The sequence below is a fragment of the Methylosinus sp. Ce-a6 genome (genome assembly GCF_009811655.1).
Classification (GTDB): domain Bacteria; phylum Pseudomonadota; class Alphaproteobacteria; order Rhizobiales; family Beijerinckiaceae; genus Methylosinus.
In genome coordinates this window covers 1-23903 of the sequence record NZ_BGJX01000043.1, presented here as the reverse complement: position 1 = coordinate 23903, position 23903 = coordinate 1, and the positions used below count along the sequence as shown (strand labels likewise).

At 65.1% G+C, this 23903-nt stretch carries 20 protein-coding genes; 7 read left to right on the top strand and 13 right to left on the bottom strand.

All coding sequences use genetic code 11. The annotated features are described in order from the left end of the window. The first annotated feature begins 271 nt into the window (after nt 1–271). The 6 genes from Mspo_RS17575 (at nt 272) to Mspo_RS17550 (ending at nt 6528) form a co-directional block, all read left to right on the top strand. On the top strand, nt 272–850 hold the full coding sequence (locus tag Mspo_RS17575) for a hypothetical protein (RefSeq protein ID WP_159732068.1): 579 nt from the start codon (nt 272–274) through the stop codon (nt 848–850). Between the two features lie 160 nt (nt 851–1010). Then, a complete protein-coding gene (locus tag Mspo_RS17570) occupies nt 1011–2054 on the top strand; it encodes a sulfate ABC transporter substrate-binding protein (RefSeq protein WP_159732065.1) in 1044 nt (347 codons plus the stop codon). A 1-nt stretch (nt 2055) separates the two neighbouring features. Next, nucleotides 2056–2922, top strand: coding sequence for a sulfate ABC transporter permease subunit CysT (gene cysT / locus Mspo_RS17565; protein ID WP_159732062.1), 867 nt, complete (start codon nt 2056–2058; stop codon nt 2920–2922). Continuing rightward, nucleotides 2915–3790, top strand: a complete 876-nt coding sequence (gene cysW, locus Mspo_RS17560) for a sulfate ABC transporter permease subunit CysW (protein ID WP_159732059.1) — start codon at nt 2915–2917, stop codon at nt 3788–3790. Before cysT ends, cysW begins: the two co-directional genes overlap by 8 nt. 28 nt (nt 3791–3818) lie before the next feature. Further along, entirely contained in the window at nt 3819–4883 is a 1065-nt protein-coding gene (locus Mspo_RS17555) for a sulfate/molybdate ABC transporter ATP-binding protein (RefSeq protein WP_159732077.1), read from the top strand. A 286-nt stretch (nt 4884–5169) separates the two neighbouring features. After that, nucleotides 5170–6528, top strand: coding sequence for a UDP-N-acetylglucosamine-peptide N-acetylglucosaminyltransferase (locus tag Mspo_RS17550; protein WP_159732056.1), 1359 nt, complete (start codon nt 5170–5172; stop codon nt 6526–6528). Nucleotides 6529–6696: 168 nt separating this feature from the next. Here the strand turns inward: Mspo_RS17550 and Mspo_RS17545 are convergent, their stop codons facing one another. The 11 genes from Mspo_RS17545 to Mspo_RS17495 form a co-directional block, all read right to left on the bottom strand. Continuing rightward, a complete protein-coding gene (locus Mspo_RS17545) occupies nt 6697–8130 on the bottom strand; it encodes a homospermidine synthase (protein WP_159732053.1) in 1434 nt (477 codons plus the stop codon). Nucleotides 8131–8406: 276 nt separating this feature from the next. Then, entirely contained in the window at nt 8407–9237 is an 831-nt protein-coding gene (gene murI, locus Mspo_RS17540) for a glutamate racemase (protein WP_244613527.1), read from the bottom strand. A gap of 88 nt (nt 9238–9325) precedes the next feature. Next, a complete protein-coding gene (gene truB, locus Mspo_RS17535; protein ID WP_159732050.1) occupies nt 9326–10225 on the bottom strand; it encodes a tRNA pseudouridine(55) synthase TruB in 900 nt (299 codons plus the stop codon). Beyond that, nucleotides 10222–10650 carry a 30S ribosome-binding factor RbfA gene (gene rbfA / locus Mspo_RS17530; RefSeq protein ID WP_159732047.1) on the bottom strand — a complete coding sequence of 143 codons (429 nt, stop codon included), beginning with the start codon at nt 10648–10650 and terminating at the stop codon, nt 10222–10224. Before rbfA ends, truB begins: the two co-directional genes overlap by 4 nt. 19 nt (nt 10651–10669) lie before the next feature. Then, entirely contained in the window at nt 10670–11020 is a 351-nt protein-coding gene (locus Mspo_RS17525; protein ID WP_159732044.1) for a hypothetical protein, read from the bottom strand. A 24-nt stretch (nt 11021–11044) separates the two neighbouring features. After that, complete coding sequence (locus Mspo_RS17520; protein WP_159732041.1) at nt 11045–11245, bottom strand: hypothetical protein; 201 nt, start codon at nt 11243–11245, stop codon at nt 11045–11047. A gap of 306 nt (nt 11246–11551) precedes the next feature. Beyond that, nucleotides 11552–14227: a translation initiation factor IF-2 gene (gene infB, locus Mspo_RS17515; protein WP_159732038.1), complete on the bottom strand. Its 2676-nt coding sequence runs from the start codon at nt 14225–14227 to the stop codon at nt 11552–11554. Beyond that, nucleotides 14220–14960: an RNA-binding protein gene (locus tag Mspo_RS17510; RefSeq protein ID WP_244613526.1), complete on the bottom strand. Its 741-nt coding sequence runs from the start codon at nt 14958–14960 to the stop codon at nt 14220–14222. The genes infB and Mspo_RS17510 overlap by 8 nt, the downstream gene beginning before the upstream one ends. Continuing rightward, nucleotides 14957–16588, bottom strand: a complete 1632-nt coding sequence (nusA, locus tag Mspo_RS17505) for a transcription termination factor NusA (RefSeq protein ID WP_159732035.1) — start codon at nt 16586–16588, stop codon at nt 14957–14959. The genes Mspo_RS17510 and nusA overlap by 4 nt, the downstream gene beginning before the upstream one ends. Nucleotides 16589–16611: 23 nt before the next feature. After that, on the bottom strand, nt 16612–17382 hold the full coding sequence (gene rimP / locus Mspo_RS17500) for a ribosome maturation factor RimP (RefSeq protein WP_159732032.1): 771 nt from the start codon (nt 17380–17382) through the stop codon (nt 16612–16614). 244 nt (nt 17383–17626) lie between these two features. Further along, complete coding sequence (locus tag Mspo_RS17495; RefSeq protein WP_159732029.1) at nt 17627–18010, bottom strand: AprI/Inh family metalloprotease inhibitor; 384 nt, start codon at nt 18008–18010, stop codon at nt 17627–17629. Between the two features lie 243 nt (nt 18011–18253). Here Mspo_RS17495 and hemN point away from each other — a divergent pair, with 243 nt between their 5' ends. Next, nucleotides 18254–19600, top strand: a complete 1347-nt coding sequence (gene hemN / locus Mspo_RS17490) for an oxygen-independent coproporphyrinogen III oxidase (RefSeq protein ID WP_159732026.1) — start codon at nt 18254–18256, stop codon at nt 19598–19600. A gap of 306 nt (nt 19601–19906) precedes the next feature. On the opposite strand, the gene Mspo_RS17485 is transcribed toward hemN, so the two are convergent. Next, complete coding sequence (locus Mspo_RS17485; protein WP_159732023.1) at nt 19907–22522, bottom strand: DEAD/DEAH box helicase; 2616 nt, start codon at nt 22520–22522, stop codon at nt 19907–19909. Continuing rightward, nucleotides 22522–23847: a site-specific DNA-methyltransferase gene (locus Mspo_RS17480; RefSeq protein ID WP_159732020.1), complete on the bottom strand. Its 1326-nt coding sequence runs from the start codon at nt 23845–23847 to the stop codon at nt 22522–22524. Before Mspo_RS17480 ends, Mspo_RS17485 begins: the two co-directional genes overlap by 1 nt. Nucleotides 23848–23903 lie beyond the last annotated feature (56 nt).

Genomic DNA, 23903 nt, shown 5'->3' with positions numbered 1-23903 from the left:
GCCCTGATCGAACCGCGGATAGAGCCTGATCAATACGCCGGCCGGGCCAAAAGCCCGGCCGGTTCTTTTTTCGAGAGCCTTTCCCGCCGACGCGCAGGCCGGTTCGCCGTCGGAAACGCGTCGAAACAAACGCCTCGAACCTTCCATGTCTCGATGAAACACGGAGCGACGCCAGGCCGCCCCTCACTTCGTCGACTACGGCTTATTGCAAGAAAAGCGCGAGCGGATTACTTCCTGTCGAGATCTCTCGGCGCCCATCGGGGAACGGAGCATGTCGAGCCGCCGTATTTCGAAATCGTTCCTGCTGGCTCTGCTCCTCGCAGCGACCGCCGCGCCGACCGTTTCGGCGCGCGGCGACCTCGTCCCCGACAAGGATAGCTGCGTGCTCAAGATCGGGCCGGAAATCATCTATTTCGCCGGCTATCAGCCCGGCGATGCGCAGCAGCGAAAATTCTGCGAAGACGCCCCGCGATTGGGCGAGACGATCTTCGTGTTCGATTATGCGGCGCCCGAACTGCGCGAGATGAAGGCCGGATTCCGCATTTTGCGGTCGACCGAAGACGGCCTCGATCCGAGCGATCTCGACGCCGCGACCGCGGCTTCGCTCGCGCCGCAGATCTATCCCAAGGGCACGTTTTCCTTTGCCCATGTCTTCACCCAGCCGGGCGATTTCGTCGGCCTCGTCACCGTGGACGGCGCGGCCGGCGAACATTGGACGGCGCGCTTTCCGTTTTCGGTCGGCAAGCGGCGCTTCGAGATCAACCCCTATTATCTGATCGCCGCCGCCGGCATCCTCGCTATTTTGCTGTTCGTCTCCAGCCGACTGCAGGCGGCGCCCGCGCGGCGCTGAGCGCCGCGGTGGGTGGCGGGGGCCGCCGCTCCCATGACCCATTTCCCATAAAAAAAAGCACCCAAACTGCGGCTCGGCCGCCGTCCTCCCCGTTTACAGGCTCTCCAAAATAGATTAGTCCATAACTTAACTGAGGTTATAGACAAATCAGGAGACCAATATGCGGAGCATATCCATCTCGCGGCGCGCGCTGGGCGCCGCTTTGGCGATAGCCGCGAGCCTGTCGATCTTCTCCGGCCCCGCCGCCCAGGCGGCGACGGCGCTGCTCAATGTCTCCTATGACCCGACGCGCGAGCTCTATAAGGCGATCAACCCGGTCTTCATCGCCGACTGGAAGGCGAAGACCGGCGAGACGATCGAAGTCCAAGCCTCCCATGCCGGCTCCGGCGCGCAGGCGCGCGCGGTGATCGACGGTCTCGCCGCCGATGTCGTGACGCTGGCGCTCGCCGCCGACATAGACGCGATCGCGGCCAAGTCCGGCAAGATCGCGCCCGATTGGCAGAAAAAACTCCCAAACAACGCTTCGCCCTACACGTCGACGATCGTTTTCCTCGTCCGCAAGGGCAATCCGAAGAAGATCAAGAATTGGGACGATCTCGCTAAGCCCGGCGTCTCGGTCGTCACGCCCAACCCCAAGACTTCCGGCGGCGCGCGCTGGAACTATCTCGGCGCCTGGGGCTATGCGCTCAAGAAATTCAACGGCGACGAGGCGAAGACGAAGGAATTCGTCAAGGCGATCTACAAAAACGCGCCGGTGCTCGACACAGGCGCGCGCGGCTCGACGATCACCTTCGCCCAGCGCGGTCTCGGCGACGTGCTGATCGCCTGGGAGAACGAGGCCTTTCTCGCCTTCGAGGAGTTCGGCAAGGACAAATTCGAGATCGTCGTTCCGACGGTCTCCGTGCTCGCCGAGCCGCCGGTCGCCGTCGTCGACGGCAATGTCGACGCCAAGGGAACGCGCAAAGCCGCGGAAGCCTATGTGAACTTCCTCTACACGCCGGCCGCGCAGGCGATCATCGCCAAGAACTACTATCGTCCCGCACATCCCGAATTCGCCGCCAAGGCGGACCTCAAGCGTCTTCCCAAGCTCGAGCTGTTCACGGTCGACGCGGTGTTCGGCGGCTGGGCGAAAGCGCAAAAGACGCATTTCGCCGATGGCGGCGTCTTCGACGACATCCAAAAGCAAGACGCGGCGGCGAGGTAAAATGGCCGACTCCACCTCTGTCGTGAAAAAGACGGCTCGGAGCTTTCCGGCTCCGAGCGTCATTCCGGGTTTTGCGCCGACCTTCGGCTTAACCATCCTCTATCTCGGCCTCATCGTCCTGTTCCCTTTATCCTTGCTGGTGTTGCGGGCTTCCGAGCTCGGCCTGTCGGGGCTCTACAGCGTCGCGACGGAGCCGCGCGTGGCGGCGGCGCTGCGCACGAGCTTCTTCATTTCCTTCGCCGCGGCGGCGATCGACGTCGTCTTCGGCCTCGTCGTGGCCTGGGTATTGACGCGTTACGAATTCCCCGGCCGGCGCTTCCTCGACGCCATTGTCGATCTGCCCTTCGCTTTGCCGACGGCGGTCGCCGGCATTGCGCTCGCGGCGCTCTACGCCCCCAATGGCTGGCTCGGCGCGCCGCTCGCCGAATATGACGTCAAAATCGCCTTCACGCGCTGGGGCATTCTGATCGCGCTGGTCTTCGTCGGCCTGCCCTTCGTCGTGCGCACGGTGCAGCCGCTGCTCGCCGAGATCGACGCCGAGCTCGAAGAGGCCTCCGCGACTCTCGGCGCGAGCCGCGCGCAGACGGTGTGGCGCGTGCTGCTGCCGCCGCTGCTCCCGGCGCTGCTCACAGGCTTCGCTCTGGCCTTTGCGCGCAGCGTGGGCGAATATGGCTCGGTGATCTTCATCGCCGGCAATCTCGCCTATATTTCGGAAATCGCGCCCTTGCTCATCATCGTGAAGCTGGAGCAATTCGACTATGCGGGCGCGACCGGCATCGCGACGATCATGCTCGCCATCTCCTTCGCCGTGCTGCTGGCGATCAATCTGATCCAGGCGTGGAGCCAGAAGAGGTTCGGCCATGTCTGAGGCGCTCGCTCCCGCCGTTCTCGCCACGCCGCGCCGCGTGACGGAGGAGGCTCCGCTCACGCGCTATCTGCTGATCGGCGTCGCAGTAGCCTTTCTCGGCCTGTTCCTGCTGCTGCCGCTCGCCGCCGTCTTCACCGAGGCTCTCGGCAAGGGCGTCGGCGCCTTTTTCGCGACCTTCGACGAGCCGGACGCGGTCGCTGCGATCCGCCTGACGCTGATCGTGGCGGCGATCGTCGTGCCGCTCAACGCCGCCTTCGGCGTTTCCGCGGCCTGGGCGATCGCCAAATTCTCCTTTCCCGGCAAGAGCGTGCTCATCACGCTCATCGATCTGCCCTTCTCCGTTTCGCCGGTCGTCTCGGGCCTCGTCTATGTGCTCGTCTTCGGCGCGCAGGGGATGTTCGGCCCCTTCGTCAAGGCGCAGGGAATTCAGGTCGTCTTCGCCATTCCCGGCATCGTGCTGGCGACGATTTTCGTCACTTTTCCATTCGTCGCGCGTGAGCTCATCCCGCTGATGCAGGAGCAGGGGACGGTGGAGGAGGAGGCGGCGCTGACGCTCGGCGCGAGCGGCTTTCGCACCTTTCTCACTGTGACGCTGCCCAATATCAAATGGGGCCTGCTCTATGGCGTGCTCCTCGCCAACGCCCGCGCCATGGGCGAGTTCGGCGCGGTGTCGGTCGTTTCCGGCCATATTCGCGGCCTGACCAATACAATCCCGCTCCAGGTGGAGATCCTCTATAATGAGTATAACATCGTCTCGGCCTTCGCCCTCGCCTCCCTCCTGGCTGGGCTGGCTCTCGTCACTCTGGGAATCAAGACGCTTCTCGAATGGCGCTACGCCGGTCAAATCGCCGGTCGGCGCCGTCACTGAGGACGCGCCGCGTCCGCATGGCGTCGAGATCCGCATCGAGAATGTCGAGAAGGATTTCGGCGACTATCCCGCGCTGCGCGACGTCAATCTGTCGATCGCGCGCGGAGAGCTCGTCGCGCTGCTCGGACCGTCCGGCTCCGGCAAGACGACGCTGCTGCGCGCGATCGCCGGTCTCTCCAATCCCGATCGCGGCCGCATTCTTTTCGATGGCGAGGATGCGACGAGGCTCGCGGTGCAGGACCGCCGCGTCGGCTTCGTGTTCCAGAATTATGCGCTGTTCAAGCATCTGACCGTCGCCGAAAATATCGCCTATGGGCTCACGGTTCGCCCGCGCCGCTCGCGTCCTTCGCGCGCGGAGATCGTCGAGCGCGCCGCGAAGCTCCTCGAATTCGTGCAGCTGGACGGGCTCGGCGGCCGGTTTCCTGCGCAGCTTTCCGGCGGCCAGCGGCAGCGCGTGGCGCTCGCCCGCGCGCTCGCCATCGAGCCCCGCGTGCTGCTGCTCGACGAGCCCTTCGGCGCGCTCGACGCGCGCGTGCGCAAGGATCTGCGCCGCTGGCTGCGCGACGTGCATCGCCAGACCGGCCTCACCACCGTTTTCGTCACGCATGACCAGGACGAGGCGATGGAGCTCGCCGATCGCGTGGTCGTGCTGGACAAGGGCCGCATCGAGCAGATCGGCACGCCGGACGAGCTCTATGACCGGCCGGCCTCGCCCTTCGTGCTCTCCTTCGTCGGCGAGGCGCTGGCGCTGCCGGTGCAGGTTGCGGACGGCAAGGTGATCTTTGACGGCAAGGAGCTGCATGTCTCCGCCGAAAATCTGCGCAACGGGCCGGCGCGCGTCTATTTCCGCCCGGCGGATATCGCGCTGCGCGGCGGCGGGATCGGCGCGATCGAAGGACGCGTGGAGGCGGTGCGGCGCACGGCGGCGGGGCTGCGCGCCTCGATCTCGATCCCGGGCTACGACCAGACGCTGGAGGTCGACACCGACGACCGCGAGGGCGCGACGCTCGGCAGCAGCGTGCCGCTGTCGCTGAGCAATGTGCGGATTTTCTCGACGGCGGAGGAGACGCTGGGAGACGGCGCGGGAATTTAGAGCGTTTCCAGCCGAAGTGGATGCCGGTTCGGCGTCGGAAACGCGTCAAAACAAAAGCCCAGGGTCTTGCCGTGTTTCGGTGAAACAAGGAAAGACCCTGGCGCAATCTCGCCGCAAATCCCTCGCCCGCAGGCGGGGAGAAGGGGCGCGGCGGCGAGATCCGAGCCTTTTTTGCTCTTTGGCTGCGGGGAATTGGCGCGCCGATTGCTTCGCTACGCGCGTCTGATCCGGAGGGCGACATGCGCCTTCATGTCCAGGCGAATGAAATTCGACCTGGGAGGCGACGATGCGATCGCCCGGACGCAGCCGCAGCATGTGCGAATGGGACGATTTCGCCGAAGATGCGAAGTCGCTCGAGCGGCTTCTCGACGCTGACGGCTCCGGCGCTTTGCCACCCTTTCTGCTTCTTTCGCAGCCCGGCGTCGGAGCGGGGGATCAACGGCGCTGCTCGGAGCTGTGGACGCGCGATCGGCGCGCCGCGGCCGCGACGGAGCGACGATCGCTCGACTTCCGTTTCCGCGCCGCCGGCGAGAGGAAGATCAAGATCGGCTATCTCTCCAATGATTTCCACGATCATGCGACGGCGCTGCTGCTGATCGAGACGCTCGAGGCGCATGATCGCGAACGCTTCTCGGTGAATGCTTATTCCTATGGGGCGGACGACGGCAAAGCCATGCGCCGCCGGCTCGTCGAGGCATTCGACTCCTTCGTCGACATCAGCGGGCTCTCCGATGGCGAGGCCGCGCGCGCGATCCATCGCGACGAGGTGGATATTCTCATCGACCTCAAGGGTTTCACCGCCAATGCGCGCAGCGGCATATTGATGCTGCGTCCGGCCCCTCTGCAGGTGAATTATCTCGGCTATCCCGGCACGCTCGGCGCGGAGCTCTGCGACTACATCATCACCGACGACTATGTGACGCCGCCCGCCTCCGCCGCCGATTATTCGGAATCCTTCGCCTATATGCCGCACAGCTATCAGCCGCGCGGCCGCGCCGGGCCGATCGGGCCGAAGCCCACACGCGCGTCCATGGGCCTGCCGGAGCAGGGCGTCGTCTTCTGCTGCTTCAACCAGGCCTATAAATTCACGCCGGAGATGTTCGACCTCTGGTGTCGGCTGCTGGACGCCGCGCCCGGCAGCGTCTTATGGCTGCTCGCCGCGCCCAGCGCGGAGGGCAATCTGCGCAATGAGGCGTGGAAGCGCGGCGTGAACGGAAACCGCCTCGTCTTCGCGCCGGACCTGGCGCAGGGCGCGCATCTCGCGCGGCTGCAGCTCGCCGATCTCGTGCTCGATACGGCGCCTTACAATGCGCATACGACGGCGAGCGACGCGCTATGGGCCGGCGTGCCGATCGTCACCTGCAGCGGCTCGACCTTTCCCTCGCGCGTCGCCGGCAGCCTGCTGCGCGCGGTCGGACTGTCGGAGCTCATCGCTGTCGATTTCGACGATTATTTCGATCTCGCCTATCGGCTGGCGACCGATCCGGCCGGCCTCGCGGAGATCAAGGCGAAGCTCGCGCGCAACCGTCCGACGGCCGCGCTCTTCGATGTCGTCGCTTATACGCGCGATCTCGAAGGGCTTTATCAGTCCATGTGGAAAAGACGCTCGGCGGGCCTGTCGCCGGCGCTCATTCCGACGGCGTAGGCTTTTGTTTTGACGCGTTTCCGGACGCCGAACCGGCCTCCGCTTCGGCTGGAAACGCTCTAGAGCGCATTCGGACAAATCATGTCCGAATGCGCTCGAAAGTTATTTGAATTCGCATGTTCTTTTCCGAAAACCGCTTCGCACTTTTCGGGAACATGCTCTAGCTAATTATCGCACCAGAATATTCTTGAACTGCCAGGGGTCCTCGAGGTCGATATCCTCGGGGAAGAGGCCGGGGCGGCCCTCGAGCGGCGTCCAATCCGTATAGACGCCCTCGACCGGGCCGAGATAGGGCAGCTGCACTTCCAGGCAGCGGCGGAAATCCACCTCGTCGGCCTCGACGATGCCGGCGTTCGGATTCTCCAGCGCCCACACCATGCCGGCCAAAGCCGCCGAGCTCACCTGCAGGCCGGTGGCGTTCTGATAGGGCGCGAGCTCGCGCGTCTCCTCGATGGAGAGGCGCGACCCATACCAATAGGCGTTTTTGGCGTGGCCGTAGAGCAGCACGCCGAGCTCGTCTATGCCGTCGACGATCTCGTTTTCGTCCAAAATCTTCCAGCTCGACTGCATCTTGCCGGCGCGGCCGAACATTTCGTGCAGCGACAGCACGGCGTCGTCGGCCGGGTGATAGGCGTAATGGCAGGTCGGCCGATAGACCACCGCGCCGGAGGCGTCGCGCACCGTCAGATAATCGGCGATCGAGATCGACTCGTTATGGGTGACGAGGAAGCCGTATTGCGGTCCCGGCGTCGGCGTCCAGGAGCGCACGCGCGTATTGGCGCCCGGCGACTTCAGATAGATCGCCGCGCCGCAGCCGGAAGAATGCGTGCCGGCGATTTCGGGCAGCCATTTCTCATGGCTGCCCCAGCCGAGCTCGGCCGGCTGCTGGCCCTCGGAGACGAAGCCTTCCACCGACCAGGTGTTGACGAAGACGTCGCGCGGCTTCGGGTTCTTGGCGCGCTGCGTGTCGCGCTCGGCGATGTGAATGCCCTTGACGCCGAGCTTTTGCGCCAGCGCGCCCCATTCGGCGCGGGTCTTCGGCTCCTCGACCTTCAGCCCCGTGTCGGCGGCGATGTTCAGCAGCGCCTGCTTCACGAACCAGGACACCATGCCCGGATTGGCGCCGACGCAGGAGACGGCGGTCGGGCCGCCCGGATTGCGACGGCGCTCCTCGAGCACGGTCTCGCGCAGCGCATAATTGGTGCGCGCTTCGTTGCCGAGCTTGGAGTCGAAGTAGAAGCCGGTCCAGGGCTCGACCACCGTGTCGACATAGAGGCAGTTCAGCTCGCGGGCGAGCTTCATGATGTCGAGCGAGGAGGTGTCGACCGAGAGATTGACGACGAAGCCCTGGCCCTCGCCCTTGGTGAGCAGAGGGATGAGAACCTCGCGGTAGTTATCCTTGGTGAGCGCCACTTTCTGGAAGCCGATACCGCGAATATCCAGCATCTCGCGATGCGTATCGACGGGATCGATGACGGTGAAACGGCTCTTGTCATAGTCGAAATGACGCTCGATGAGCGGCAAGATGCCACGTCCGATGGAGCCGAAGCCGATCAGAACGATCGGGCCGGAGATCTTCGCATGGACGGGCCAGTCTGTCATTTCGTTCACCTCATGAGGGTTTTAGAATTATTGTGCGGCGCGTTACAGCAAGAGCGGCGGACATAATCAAGGAAAAACGGGGTCGGGAGCGTTTCCCTTCTCCCGCTCTGCGGGAGACGGTGGCCCCGCGAAGCGGGGTCGGATGAGGGCGCGACCCACTCCTGCAATTTCGAAACCGATTTCCGGGCCGAATGCGCTGGAAATTGCGGTCGCCCTCATCCGTCGCGCATTCGCGCGACTCCTTCTCCCGCTATGCGGGAGAAGGGGCGCTTCGCATCATGCGGGCGAAAAGCCCATTCGCGTGAGCGCCGCCGCCAGCGCCGGCTCGGGGCGCGCGCCGCTGGTGAAGATGGCGCGGGGCTTCGGCGCTTCGGCCTCGCGGTCGGGGCCGAAGCGCTCGGCGAGCAGGCGGTCGGCCTGGCGGGCGATGGCGGGGGCCGGGTCGATCCATTCGACCGGCCAGGGCGAAAGACGCCGGAAATAATCCAGCAGCAGCGGATAATGGGTGCAGGCGAGCACGACGACATCGGTGCGGGCGTCGTCGCGCGTGACGAAGCAGGGCGCGATCTCGCGGGCGATCGCCTCCTCAAAAACAGCGGCGCCGCGCATAAAATCTTCCGCCAGCCGGGCGAGACGGGGCGAGCCGACGAGCGTCACCTCGCAATCGCCGGCGAAACTGGCGATGAGGCCGCGCGTATAGTCGCGCGCCACTGTGCCGGGCGTCGCCAGAACCGAGATGAGACGCGAGCGCGAATGCTCGGCGGCGGGCTTTATCGCCGGAACCGTGCCGACGAAGGGAATTTGCGGCCAGCGCGCGCGCAAATGCGGAAGCGCGAGAGTGGCGGCGGTGTTGCAGGCGACGACGACGAGGTCCGGGGCGAGCTCGGCGACGCGCTTCTCCATCACCTCCATGACCCGCGCCACGAGCGCCTCGTCGGAGAGCGGGCCATAGGGAAAGCCCGCGTCGTCGGCGCAATAGAAAAGGGCGGCGTGCGAACGCAGCTTCGCCACCTCGGTGAACACTGTGAGGCCGCCGAGCCCCGAGTCGAAAACGAGAATCTTTGCGGCGGCGGGCGTCATGGGACGGATGGACTCGGCGTCTGACATGCCCCCTCCCGACTCTGCCCCGCTCCGCGGAAGAGAGGGCTGCTGCGCCGCGAATTGAAACCCCTTCGCCCGCGAAGATCAACTCGCGTCAGAACGGCAGGTTGAACACGCGCGAGGGCTCCAGCGCGCCTTCCACCACCTGGCCGAAGGCGACCGGAACGCCGCCGCAGGCCGCATAGACGACCCCCTCATGGGGCGCGTCGCGGCCGCGCAAAATCACCGAGCCGCCGCGGCGCAGGCGCGCCGCCGTGTCGCGATCGACGACGATGCAGGGCAGTTCCGTGAGGCCGGCCTCGACAGAGAGAAGCGCATTGGCCGCCTCGCCGCCCTCGATCTCGTCGAGGGTGAAGCTGTCCTCCTCGAGGAAGGGGCCGACGCGCGTGCGGCGCAGCGCGCTCACATGGCCGAAGCAGCCGATGAGCCGGCCGAGATCGCGCGCGATGGAGCGCACATAGGCGCCCTTGCCGCATTCCATGACGAGCTTCGCCTCATCCTCGCTCGCATCGACGAGAGAGAGGCGATGGATGGTGACGGGACGCGCCTTCAGCTCCACCGTCTCGCCGTCGCGCGCGAGATCATAGGCGCGCTCGCCGGCGATCTTGATGGCGGAATATTGCGGCGGGATCTGCAATATGTCGCCGAGGAAGCGCGGCAACAGCGCCTCGATCTCGGCGATCGTCGGCCGCGTCTCGCTCTCGCGCGTGGGCTTGCCGTCGGCGTCGTCCGTGTCGGTCTCGATTCCCCAGCGCACGGTGAAGCTATAGGCTTTCTCTCCGTCCTGCACGAAGGGAACGGTTTTGGTCGCCTCGCCGAAAGCGACCGGCAATATGCCGGAGGCGAGCGGGTCCAGCGTGCCGGCGTGGCCGGCCTTCTTGCCGTTGTAGATGCGCTTCAAGCGCGAGACCGCGTGAGTCGAGGTCATGCCGACGGGCTTGTCGAGCACGACCCAGCCGTCGACGACGGCGCGGGTCGATTTTCTTCCATTCATTGCTGGGCGCCGTTCTCTTCGTCGGTTCGGGGCTGCTCGAGGTCGCGGCGCACGCGCTCGGAGTTCAACAGCGCGTCGATGCGCGCCACATTGTCGAAACTGTCGTCGATGCGGAAACGCACCTCGGGCGCGAATTTGAGATTGACGCCATGGGCGATCTCGCCGCGCAGGAATTTCTTGTGCCGCTCGAAGGCGCGCAGCACCTCCGGCTCGTCCTTGCCGCCGAGCGGCATGACATGGACGGTGGCGAGCTTCAAATCGGGGCTCATCGTCACGCGCGAGACGGTGACGACATGCTGCTCGAGCACGGGGTCGGCGATCTCGCCGCGCGCGAGCATCTGGGCGATCTGATGGCGGATGAGCTCGGCGACGCGCAACATGCGCTGCGACGGCTCCGCCCCGTGGGCGTGATGGGCTCTGGACATGTCGGTCTCGGTTCGAAGCTCAGCGCTTTCTCTTGCGGGATTCGTCGTCGTCGGGCTCTTGCGTTCGAAGAGAAATCAACTGGGAGAAAAGCTCCGCAGCCGCGCGCGACGCTCTCCTGTCGATCTGATCGTCCAGGCTGTTCTGAACGAATCCCAGCAGAACTTTCAATTGGCCCGCCTGCTCGTCCACTTGTCGCTGCAAGCGAGCGACGTCCTCGCGCAGCGATTTGTTCGATTCCTTCAGGCCGTCGACCGTGCGTCGAAGATCGGCCATCGCCGTGACGAATTCGATGACCGACTTCCAAGACGGCAGTCCGACTCCCGATTTCTTCTCGGCCGGCGGTTCCGGGGCTCCCTCTGGGGCGTCCATGTATTTTTCTTCCGTCGGCCGGCGTCAGCAGGCCAGCAGATGATTCAGAGCGGCGCGATTCTCGCTCTGCACCCGGTCGATGCGATCGCCTCTCGCGGACATTTCCGCGAGGGCGATGACAGTGGCTAGCCGCTCTTCCGCCAGACCGGCGGTTGCGCGGGCGAACTCCGCGACTTCCGTGTCGAAGCTCGCCGTCGCGTCGAAATTCGTCGAATCGAGACCCATGGCTTCCTCGGCGCCTCGACCGCTTTCGCGCGGCTCCACTCTGCGACGGAACCGGTCCGGGAGATTACGAGAATGCGACTTCACTCGTACGAAGCCCGGACGAGAGGAGCCTTCCGAAAGAAGCAGCTCCGCGAATCTGTCCGAGCGCGTTTCCAAGACCGCGATCACTTTGCTCACGATGCGCTCCACATCGCGTGCGCGCGCGCCTTCGACGTTCTTGCGGAGCATCTTGCGTCGCTTGCCTGGGAAACCGCCGGTCATCTCTCGCTCGATCCTTCGACTGCTTCGTCTGCGAAACTTCGCCGATCACAGCGTCCGCTTGATCTCCTCGACGCGATAGCACTCGATGACGTCGTTGGCGCGCATGTCCTGATAATTCTCGAAGGCCATGCCGCATTCCTGTCCGGCCTGCGCTTCCTTGACCTCGTCCTTGAAGCGCTTGAGCGTCGACAGCTTGCCCTCGTGGACGACGACATTGTCGCGGATGAGGCGCACATTGGCGCCGCGCTCCACAGAACCGTCGGTCACGCGGCAGCCCGCCACCTTGCCGACCTTCGAAATGTCGAACACTTCGAGGATCTGCGCATTGCCGAGCATGGTCTCGCGCAGCATCGGCGCCAGAAGGCCGGACATCGCCGCCTTCACATCGTCCACGAGATTGTAGATGATGTTGTAGTAGCGGATTTCAATGCCGCCGCGCTCGGACGCCTCGCGCGCTTCCTTATGGGCGCGCACATTGAAGCCGATGACGACCGCGTTGGACGCTTCGGCGAGCGCGATATCGGATTCGGAGATGCCGCCGACGCCGGCATGCACCACGCGCGCTCCGACTTCGTCCGTGCCGAGCTTGTCGAGCGCCGCGACGATCGCTTCCACCGAGCCCTGCACATCGCCCTTGATGACGAGCGGGAACTCCTTGCGGCCGGCCGTCTTCAGCTGGCTCATCATATCGGTGAGCGAGGTGCGGGCGCCGCCGCCGCGCGCGGCCAGCTTCTCGCGCCGCTGACGCTCGCGGTACTCGGTGATCTCTCTCGCGCGCGCTTCCGTCTCGACGACGGCGACGCGGTCGCCGGCTTCCGGCGTGCCGGAGAAGCCGAGAATCTCGACCGGGAAGGACGGGCCGGCGCTCTGCACGACGACGCCCTTGTCGTCGAGCAGCGCGCGCACGCGGCCCCATTGCGAGCCGGCGACGATGATGTCGCCGATCTCCAGCGTGCCGCGCTGCACCAGCACGGTGGCGACCGGGCCGCGGCCCTTGTCGAGCCGCGCCTCGATCACCGTGCCTTCGGCCGAGCGCTCGGGATTGGCCTTGAGGTCGAGCACTTCCGATTGCAGGATGATGGCGTCGAGCAGTCTGTCGAGATTGAGCTTCTCCTTGGCGGAGACCTCCACCTCGAGCGTCTCGCCGCCGAAGGTCTCGGTCTGCACCTCGTGCTGCAGCAGCTCGGTGCGCACGCGCTCGGGCTTGGCGTCGGGCTTGTCGATCTTGTTGATCGCGACGATGAGCGGAACCTCCGCCGCCTTGGCGTGATGGATCGCCTCGATCGTCTGCGGCATGACGCCGTCATCCGCCGCGACGACGAGCACGACGATGTCCGTCACCTTGGCGCCGCGCGCGCGCATCGCCGTGAAGGCGGCGTGGCCGGGCGTGTCGATGAAGGTGATCGGCGCGCCGCTCGGCGCCTTCACCTGATAGGCGCCGATATGCTGCGTGATGCCGCCCGCCTCGCCGGCGACGACATTGGCGTGGCGGATCGCGTCGAGCAGCGATGTCTTGCCGTGGTCGACATGGCCCATGATGGTGACGACCGGCGGACGCGGCTCGAGCGCGGTTTCTGCGTCGGGCGTGTCGAAAAGGCCTTCCTCGACGTCCGATTCGGCGACGCGCTTGACCGTATGGCCGAGCTCCTCGGCCACGAGCTGCGCCGTGTCGGCGTCGATGACGTCGGTGATCTTGTGCAGCGCGCCCTGCTTCATCAGCAGGCGGATCACATCGACGCCGCGCTCCGACATGCGGTTGGCGAGCTCTTGAATGGTGATCGTCTCGGGGAGGATGACCTCGCGGGCGATCTTCTCCTTTTGCTCGGCCTGGCCGAAGGATTTGAGGCGCTGCGTGCGGCGGCGGAACGCCGCGACCGAACGGGTGCGCTCCTCCTCCTCGGAAGTCGCCGTCGAGACGGTGAGGCGGCCGCGGTCCTTCTGCGCGCCGCCGCGCGAGGGCGTCGGGCGGGGCGGCGGCGGCGCCTTGACGGCGATGATTCCGGCGGGACGGCGCACGACGCGCTTCTCGGCCTCCCCGGCGGTCGCGGTCGCGGCGGCGCGCGGCTGCTCGGAAGCGGCGGCGGGAGCGGCGCGCGGCGCGGCGGGGCGCGGGGCCGAGGCGGCGGCCGGCGCATGTGGCTCGGGCGCGCCGCCTCCGGCGAGGCGGCGGCGCGCCTCTTCTTCCGATCTGCGTTTCGACTCGGCGTCGCGGGCGAGGCGCTCCTCCTCCTCGCGCTTGCGGGCTTCGGCCGCGGCGCGCTCCTCGCGTTCGCGCGCGTCGCGCTCGGCTCGCGCCTTGGCTTCCGCTTCGGCGCGGCGGCGGTCTTCCTCCTCGCGCGTGCGGGCGTCGACCAGAGCGCGGGCGCGGGCCTCGCGCTCCTCGTCGGTCAGAGCGCGCAGCACGACGCCGGCGCCGCGCTTTTGCGCCTGGGGCTGCGGCGCGCGCGGCTCTGCCCGCGGCGGCGGCGGCGCGGGCGGCGTCGCGGCGGCGGGCGCGGCCGGCGCCGGAGCTGCGGGAGCGGGAGTCGCGGGCTTGGTCTCGACATGGCCCGGGGCGCGGCGCTTCACCTTCTCGACCACGACGACCTTCGAGCGGCCGTGGGAGAAGCTCTGGCGCACCATTCCGCCATGCTCGGTCGGACGCTGCTTCAGATGCAACGTCTTCGACGGCGTGACGGTCAGCGTCTTGTCGCCGCTGTTCTCGGTCTCGGTCTCACTCATCCAGTTTCCGATCCTCGGGCTGCGCCTGTTCTATTACGTCTTTCAGCGGGCCGGGGTCCTCGGTCCGCTCGCTGTCGTGATTCTGCGCGTCGTCGCGCGCGCTCTCGCCTCTATAGGCGGCGAGGCGGCGGCAGCGCGCCAAAAAGGCCTGCGTCGGTCCGCCCGGCGCGAGGGCTGCATGTATCACATTTGTGCGGCCCAAAGCCAAATCCAATTGAAGAGAATCGAACAGAGAGATCGTCTGCGGCGCAGCCGCGCTCGGCGCGCGGGCCGCGGCGGCCCGCCGCGCCGCCTGCGCGAGCTTGCGCCGTCCCTCCGCCGAGCCGTCCCGCGCCTCCAGCAGAGCGACGACCGCGCCCTTCTCCAGCGCCTCGCAGACCTTGCCGAAGCCGTTCACCACCGCGCCGGCCTTATTGGCCATGGCGAGCGACTGCAGGCAGTCGGCCTCGAGCAGCCGGTCGACGTCGGCGGGAAGCGAAGGGGAAGCCGAGACCTCGGCCTTCAACTGGCGGGAGAAGGCGCGCCGCTTCAACGCTTCGGCCACGAGATCGGCGCGCGCCGTCACCCAGGCGCCGCGGCCCGGCAGGCGCGACCTTATGTCCGGCGTGAGGACGCCATCCGGCGCGCGCACGAAACGGATCATCGCCTCCGGCGCTTCGCGCCGGCGGGTGACGATGCAGGTCCGTTCGCTCGCCTCGGCCTCTCTCATCTTCTCGCCGTTCCGTTTCGTCACGGTGTCTCGGTCTGCTCCGTGGCGTCGGTCTGCTCCGTGGCCTCGGACTCGTCCGTTTCCTCTTCCGCCGTCTCGGGCGCCGGCGCCTCGATCCAGCCGGCGCGCACGCGCGCCGCCATGATCAGCGCCTCCGCCTCCTCGCGGGAAATCTCGATCCCATCGAGGAAGCCGGTCTGCTTGACCGTCTCGCCGTCCTTCTTCTCTGTCCAGCCGACGAGATCGTCCGGCACGCAGCCGGCGAGATCCTCGATCGACTTCACGTCATTCTCGCCGAGCTTGACCAGCATCGCCGTGGTGACGCCGTCGAGCTCCTTCAGCTCGTCGAGCACGCCGAGCTCGACGCGGCGCGCCTCGTTCTCCGCCTCGACCCTTTCCAGATAGTTGCGGGCGCGATTTTGAATCTCGGCCGCCGTATCCTCATCGAAGCCCTCGATCGTCGCGAGCTCGCCGAGATCGACGAAAGCGAGCTCCTCGACCGATTGGAAGCCTTCCGACGCGAGCAGACGGCCGACCACCTCGTCGACGTCGATCGCGTTCATGAACACTTTCGTGCGCTCGATGAACTCCTTCTGGCGACGCTCCGATTCCTCGGCCTCGGTCAGAATGTCGATGTCCCAGCCGGTGAGCTGCGAGGCGAGCCGCACATTCTGGCCGCGGCGGCCGATGGCGAGCGAGAGCTGATCGTCCGGCACCACAACCTCGATGCGCGCGGTGTCCTCGTCGAGCACCACTTTGACGACCTCGGCCGGCTGCAGCGCATTGACGATGAAGGTCGCCGCATCCGCCGACCAGGGGATGATGTCGATGCGCTCGCCCTGCAATTCGCCGACGACGGCCTGCACGCGCGAGCCGCGCATGCCGACGCAGGCGCCGACCGGATCGATGGAGGAATCGCGCGACACCACGGCGATCTTGGCGCGCGAGCCCGGATCGCGGGCGACAGACTTCACCTCGATGACGCCGTCGTAGATCTCCGGCACCTCCTGGCGGAACAGCTTCGCCATGAACTGCGGATGGGTGCGCGAGAGGAAGATCTGCGGCCCGCGCTGCTCGCGGCGCACGTCATAGACATAGGCGCGCACGCGGTCGCCGGGGCGGAAGGTCTCGCGCGGGATCATCTCGTCGCGGCGGATGATCGCCTCGCCGCGCCCCAGATCGATGATGACATTGCCGTATTCGACGCGCTTCACCACGCCGTTGACGATCTCGCCGATACGGTCCTTGAATTCTTCATATTGGCGGTCGCGCTCGGCCTCGCGCACTTTCTGCACGATGATCTGCTTGGCCGATTGCGCGGCGATGCGGCCGAAATCGAAGGGCGGCAGCGTCTCGGAGATCCAATCGCCGGCCTGCGCCGCCGGATTGCGCTTGCGCGCATCCTCGATGGCGATCTGCGTCGCGTCATTCTCCACCTGATCGACGACGAGCAGCAGGCGCGAGAAACGCACTTCGCCGCTGCGCGGATTGATTTCCGCGCGCACCTCGGTCTCCTGCCCGTAGCGCGAGCGCGCAGCCTTTTGCAGCGCGTCCTCCATGGAGGCGATGACGATCGAGCGATCGATCGATTTCTCGCGCGCGACCGCATCGGCGATCTGCAGGATTTCCAACCTGTTGGCGCTGACGGCCATGTCTTGCTCCCAAAAACGTCGGCTTACGCGTCGCCGCGACGGCCGGGGCCCTGTCCCTTTTTCTTGAATCCCGTCTGCACGCCGGCCGGAACCAGCGGCTTGGGCTTGTTCTTCGCCGCGGCGAATCGGCCGGGCCCGCGGTGGGGCCTCTGCTCCTGCGCCGGAGCCGCGTCTTCGTTCTCCTCCTCGAGCTGCGCCTTGCCGGCGCGCAGAGCCTCGCGGATCAGCGCGTCGGTCAGCATCAGCTTGGCTTCGCCCAGATCGCGCAGCGGAAGGCGCACGGTCTTCTCTTCGTCCGGCGGCGCGTCATCGCGCTCGAGCGTCACGACGGCGTCGCGGCCCTCGCCTTCCACGGAGACGATATTTCCCCGGAAGCGCTTGCGGCCAGAGGCGAGGGGCTGCGTCAGCTCGATCTTCGCCTCATGGCCGACCGCGCGACGAAAATCCGAGACCCGGACGAGCGGACGATCGATGCCGGGCGAGGAGAGCTCCAGCCGATAGGCGTCGGAAATGACGTCCTCGACGTCGAGCTCGGGCGAGAGCGCTTGGCTCGCGGCCTCGCAATCGTCGATCGACATGGTTCCGTCCGGCCGTTCGGCCATGATCTGCAGCGTCATGCCGTTCTGCGCCAAAATGCGCGCGCGCACGAGACGAAAGCCGATCTGCGCCAGCACGGGCTCGGCGATATGGGCGATGCGCGCCGCGACGCCCGTCTCGCCGCACAGGCGCGGCTCGTCGAGCGGGGAGGGCGCCTCCTGGGCGCCGACGGCGGGCGTTTCTGCCAAGCGGCTCATCCTGCGTTGCGAGGGTCTTCTCGGCCGGTGCAAACAAAAAAGAGCGGGTCCCGGCCGGGCCCCACTCTCAAGCAGCGATCATCCGAGAATGATCGTTATGAGATAGAACGAGAAGGCTTATACACCCGGACGGCGCGCTGGCGCAAGAAAAATGCGGGCGGCGGGCGCCGCGAGCTCGGCCCTCGGGCGCGGCGACCCTCCTATGTGAAAGCCATCGTCTTCCCGCGCCGAAGCGATACGCCCATCAGAGGCGGCGCAGCGACAGGGCCCTGCCTTCCTTGGCGTCGCGGCGCCAGAGGCCGTCGGCCTCCTGGTCGAAATGCGCCTTGTGGCCCTTGCGCGCGGTGAGGGCGAGACGGCCGCGCTCGAGCGACCAGCCCACCGGATCGAAGATCACGACCCCCTGGTCGCGGCAGGCCGGCGCGAGCTGGGCGCGGAAGCCGCCGGGCCCACGGGCGCGATCGTCGAGCGTCAGCATGCAGCCCGTGTCCTTGTCGTCGGCGCGCAAGATCGCGTAGCGGCCGGCGACGCCGCCCGGCTGCGCCGCGCCGGCGGGCGCCGCCTGGGTCGCGGCGAGCGTCAGGCCGGCGAGGGCCAGAAGCTTCGCCGAGCGAAAAATATGCGACATCGGAGGCTCCGGGGACATGTCGAGAATCGAGGAGGAATATTGCCCTGCGCGCGCCCCGCGACCAAGCCTCGGGCGTCAAAAAAAACGTTGCGAGTTTCCGATCCCCGATGTTCCGTCGCGGCGGCGCGACAATTCGCCCTCTGCGCCATCCGCTCCTCTTGCGCTTTTGCCCCTCGCGCCCCAAAGGTCTAATCTCGAGAAAAAGGCCGGGCTTTGCGGCCTTCCTCCATCGGAGCCGGCAGGATGACCAGCGCCTCTCTCGCTCTCGCCGAACGTTCGGCGCCGCGCTACACGAGCTATCCCACCGCCCCGCATTTTTCGGCGGATGTCGGGGCGGAGCAGGCGGCGCGGTGGCTCGCCGAGCTCTCGCCGCGGGCCGATCTGTCGCTCTATCTGCACGTTCCCTTCTGTCCGGCGATCTGCGCCTATTGCGGCTGCCACACCAAGGCGCTGCGCCAGGACGCGCCGCTCACCGCCTATAAGGAGACGCTGCTGCGCGAGATCGAGCTCGTCGCGGCGACGACGCCGGCGCGTCATGTGCGCTCGATCCATTGGGGCGGCGGCACGCCGAGCATGTTGGGGCCGTCGCGCTTGCGCGAGGTCGCGCATGTGCTCGGCGAGCAGTTCGACATCGCCCGCGACGTCGAGCATGCGATCGAGCTCGACCCGCGCCTCGTCGATCCGGCGCTCGCCGAGGCGCTGGTCGCGTCGGGCGTCAACCGCGTCTCGCTCGGCGTGCAGGACTTCAATCCGCATGTGCAGAAGGCCGCGGGACGCGAGCAGCCCTATGAGGTGGTGGAGCGCTGCGTCGCCACGCTGCGCGCCGCCGGGCTCGCGGCGATCAACTTCGACCTCATGTATGGCCTGCCCGAGCAGAGCGTCGAGGATGTGATCCGCACCGCGAGGCTGGCCGCGGGTCTCTCGCCGAGCCGGCTCGCCGTTTTCGGCTACGCCCATGTGCCCTGGTTCGCCGTCCATCAACGGCTGATCGATGAGGCGGCGCTCGCCGGCGCGAACGAGCGTCTGGCTCAGGCGGAGGCCGTGCGCGCGACGCTGGAGGCGGAAGGCTTCGTGGCGATCGGCCTCGACCATTTCGCGCGTCCGCAGGATCCCATGGCCGCGGCCGCGCGCGGCGGCGCATTGCGTCGCAACTTCCAGGGCTACACGACCGACGACGCCGATGCGCTGATCGGGCTCGGCGTCTCCTCCATCGGCCGCCTGCCGCAAGGCTATCTCGGCAATATCGGCGACACGGGAAACTGGCGCCGCGCCGTCGAGGCGGAGCGCCTGCCGATCTCGCGCGGGCTCGCCTTCACCGAGGAAGACAAAGCGCGCGGCGCCGTGATCGAAAGGCTGATGTGCGATTTCTCTGTCGATTTCGGCGCGCTCGCCCAAGCGCATAATTTCCCGGAGAACGCTTTCGACGACGCGCTGCCGCGCCTTTCGACGCTTCTCGACGAAGGCCTCGTCGCGCTCGACCGACGCCGGCTGACGATCGCGCCGCGCGGCCGTCCTTTCGCGCGTCTCGCCGCAGCGGCTTTCGACGCCTATCTCGAAGCGAAGGCCGCGCGACACTCCGTCGCCGTGTAGGCCGCTTTCCGACGGCCAACCGCTCGTTCTAACGCCGAGCAGACCCGACAACCGAGGTTTTTGGTGCGCAAGAGGGAAGCGAATTGTCAGCATAACGTTTTGAATTATATTGAACTGTAGAAGAACGGAAAATTTTTGTGCCAACAAAAATACCAACTAATTTTTCGGTAGGGCCAAATAGGCGCCCGCCGATTTTCGATCCACGCCGAAAAAATCTCCGCGTGAGTCCTCGCCCGGTCTCGGGAGCGATCACGCCTCGAGAGAGTTTAAACCCCTCCCATTCCCCCGCCGCCACTCGGCTCGGCGCTATCCGATCTTAGCCGCGATCTGCTCGGAAAGACCGGGGCGCCCTTTTTCGATGACGGTCATGAGGAACAGCGCCTTTCCGCCGCTCGAGCGTTCCCACAACTCGCCGACGTTGCGCTTCTCCGCGCTGTCGTCGTTTGTCGCATAGACCTTTCCCTTATGCTCCACGACGAAAATCCGCCCGTCCGTCAATTCCGCGACGAAGTCGGGATAGAAATTGTTCCTCGCGAGCGGCAATGAGAAGCCACGACGTTCGAGGTTGCGCACCCAATGCTTGACCTTGCCCGAAAGGTCGAGCGCTTTGGCGCATTCGAATTCCTCGCCTTTATTGTCCAGTTCGCCGACGAGTGGATAGAAGTGCTTTTGAAAAAGGTAGGGGTATCCTTCGTAATTCCAGCGGGACGGATAGCCGTCCCTCACAAAGTCGTATGAATGATCGAAACTGGTTTCGACCGCCGCCTCCGGGCCGAATAGGCATTGCTGATAGCCGTCCTTGCTGGCCTCGGCGCGATATAGACCGATTTTCTGCGCCAGCACTTTGGCCAGAATGAAACGCCAGCGCACGAGCGCCGTTTCAGGCAGTCGGCGGGTTCTAACGAGCGAGGCGACCGCTCGCCTCACGAATTCCAGCAAGACCGGCTGCGTTATGTCCGGCTGGCGCGCCTTGCGCTCCAACCAAGAGACGAGTTGGTTTTCCGTCCAACCCGTATCGACCAAATCGAGGTCGTATTGCTCAGCCCTCCCGACGGCCCTCTCGGTCAGCTTTCCGATTGCGCTCAGGTCGATTTCCCATTGCACTCCACTATCCGAAAGGCGGAATTCCGTCTCTGTCACCTCCGGCGCGTAATCGAGCAAATTCCACCCGCGCACGTCGAGAAACGTTTCGCGGTCCGCCAATTCGAGCGCGCCATCGAAGCGAAAGCACAATTGCGGCGCCCGAAACGGAACGCCGCGCTGCGCCGGCGCGACATGGCTTCGCCAGACGGCGGAATGCCGTTTCGCTTCCGAAACGATCTTCGCCCGAGTCTCGGGAGACCGCGTCGAGGCCGCAAGACGCGTCACCGTCTCGGGCGAGACCTCGCCGGTGAATGTGATGCGGCTTCCCTCTTCGGTCTTTTCGATCGTCAGTGCGGCGCGGTCTTCCGGCGTCAAATCGAACGCGCTCAAATCCTCGTTCAAGTCGAGGACCGTCGAAGGCGGAGCCTCGCCATATTGGGGATTCTCGCCACCCTGCAATTCGAGACGCGGGTCGTTCTCGATGAAGGCGTCGGCTTCGCTATCCTCGAAACCCATATCGACGAGCCGGTCGTGCAATTGCGCGACCGCGTTCGGCCATGTGTTACGCGACACATGCGCATAGGCGCGGTTCAACTCGGCGTCGGCGCGTCGCTTCGCATAGGGCATTCGCAGCACGCGGCCGAGAATCTGCTCGACGTCCTTGGTCGATTTCACGCTCGCGACCGAGCAGAACACATAGGCGAAAGAGCAATCCCACCCTTCTTTGAGCGCTTCGATCGTGATGACGAAATCGATCGGACAATCCGGCGCGAACAGGTTTATTCCGTCCAGCTCTTTCTGGTCGCCGGTGACGACGGCGATCTTGCCGCGGTCGATATTCTCTTGCTCGACGAGATAGGCGAGCAAAACCTCCTTGGTGATCTCGCCGCCCTTCTTCTCCGCCTGAAACAGCACGATCGGCCGAATATAGCTGGAATCCCTCGCCGCAATGTCGTGCAATCGCTGGCGCGTGAATATGCTGTCGCGCACGGCCTCTTCCCAGCTCCGATGTTCGGTGAGCCGAATGGGAAGCTTTATCATTTCCTCGGCTTTGAGTTCCGTCGCCGAGACATTATGCAGCACATTGCTGTCCGCCGCCGGCGTCGCGGTGAATTCGACGACGCAAGCCGCATTCACGCGTTGCAGCACCTCATAGCTCAAAGGCGATGTATTGTTATGCGCCTCGTCGACGATAACCAAGGGCCGATGCAGGGCGAGCAGATTGCGGAACGAGAATTTGATCTCGCCTTTCCTGTCGCCGTCCTCTATGCGCTCCACGCCCGGCGCGTTGCGCGAGACAGCCGAGAAATGCGGCTCCAAATTCTCATTATGCGCATAGACCTTGCGGCCATCCGTATTGCCGACGCGCAATGTCTGAATCGTCGCGACGACAACGCAAGCGTGCGACTGAAGATCGGCCGGCGTGATCTGGACGAAATCGGCGATATCGAAGACGCGAATGCGGCCGTCGAAAGCGTCGCGCAAGGCTTCGTAATTCGGATGGCCCGGCCGCTTCAGCGTTTCCAGCGTTTGCGCACGAATGGTGTTGGTGGGCGTGAGCCAAAGAACGATCGGAAATTCGCGCTCGAGATAGGCGTCGGCGGCGATCTTCACCGTATGTGCGGAGAGCAGCGTCTTGCCGCCGCCCGTCGGCAATCGCAGACACACATAAGGAACAGTCTCCAAACCGTCGAGCGGCCGATAGGGCCGCGGCGCGCGCACGCCGATCTTTTCGAGCGTGTCGAATGCCGGCTTCGCGCCAATTAGGCGCGCGGCCTCGAGATAGTCCCTCAATACGTCGAGCGTCGCGGTCTGATATTTTTTCAGGGAGAAGGTCATCAGCGCGCTTTCACATCGTAAGGCGTTTGCTTGAAAACGATTCCGAGGTCTTTGAGGCGCGGCGCGCCGATGCGGCTCGCTTCGCCATAAATGACCTTCGGCCCGTCATGCGGCGGCAAATCGTTCAGAACCTTATTGGTGAGAACATTGCCGCCATCGGGCCGCTTGTCGCCGAGAATGCCGTTGTAGAGCAGATAATAGGCGACGCCATTGTGCCGGCCGAGCAGCGGGCCGCGCGGCTTCTTGTGCAAGGCCGTATGCGTCTCGGAAAACCAGACATGCGCGGCGAGATGCGCGAAACGGATGGCGGGATTGATGCGGCCGTCCGTGTCGAAGACCGGTGCGCCGAGCCGATAGAAACGAAAGCCGCCGCCGCCTTCCCAGCCGATGGCTTCCGAAATACCGCCTTGCTCGCCCTCTATCACCTTGCAGAGCCGCGGACCGCAATGCGTCTCGGCGTGGTCGCCCATTTCGACGCCTATATAGCGACGCCCCATTTTATGGGCGACCGCGGCCGTCGTGCCGGAGCCGAGGAAGGAGTCGAGAACGAGGTCGCCGGGGTTGGTGGCGATTTGAAGTATTTGACGTATAAGTCTTTCCGGCTTTGGCGTCGCAAAGGGACTTTCGTGTTCAAACAGGCCTAAAATCTCTTTCTTAGCGACCTCCGTTGTCCCGACCTCACTCGCTAGCCACAAGGTCATCGGCACGAGTCCTTTGTTTTCCCATGGGAACTGCTTAATACGAGGCCTCCCTTTCCCACCCTTGGGAAAGTAGACCTTCTTTTCGACGTCCCTTAGTCGAATGAATTCCGGTTCTGTAGCGCCCCAGCATCGTCCCCGTGGAGGCCTATGCACAATTCCGCTTGGAGCAATGATTTCATACATTTGGTTTTCTCGAAACCCTTGAGCAGAGAACGGTATAGACTTCCACTCTCCACGCGAATCTCTATCAGGATTAGAAAATCCCTTTCCTGTCGGCAAAAGCAAATTTCTGAATTTCTTCCATTTATCGGCAGGAAAGCGCGCATAAAGCATGATAGTGTCGTGTGAAGAACTGAGCGCAGCACGATTTTCGCGAGAGGTTCGCTTCTGCCAGACGATTTCACCGATAAAATTTGTCCGACCGAAGACCTCGTCCATCAGAACCTTCAGATAATGCGATTCATTATCATCAATCGTCACCCAAATGCTGCCATCCTCCGCCAGCAGCTCGCGCAACAGCACAAGGCGCGGATACATCATCGCCAGCCATTGGCTATGTTCGAGATTGTCGTCGTAATGCTCAAAAGCGCTGCGCGTGTTGTAAGAACCTGACTCAAAAGACAACTATCGCGCGAGCCGCCTGATTGCGATCTGGATCGACGCCAGAACGACGAAGGTTT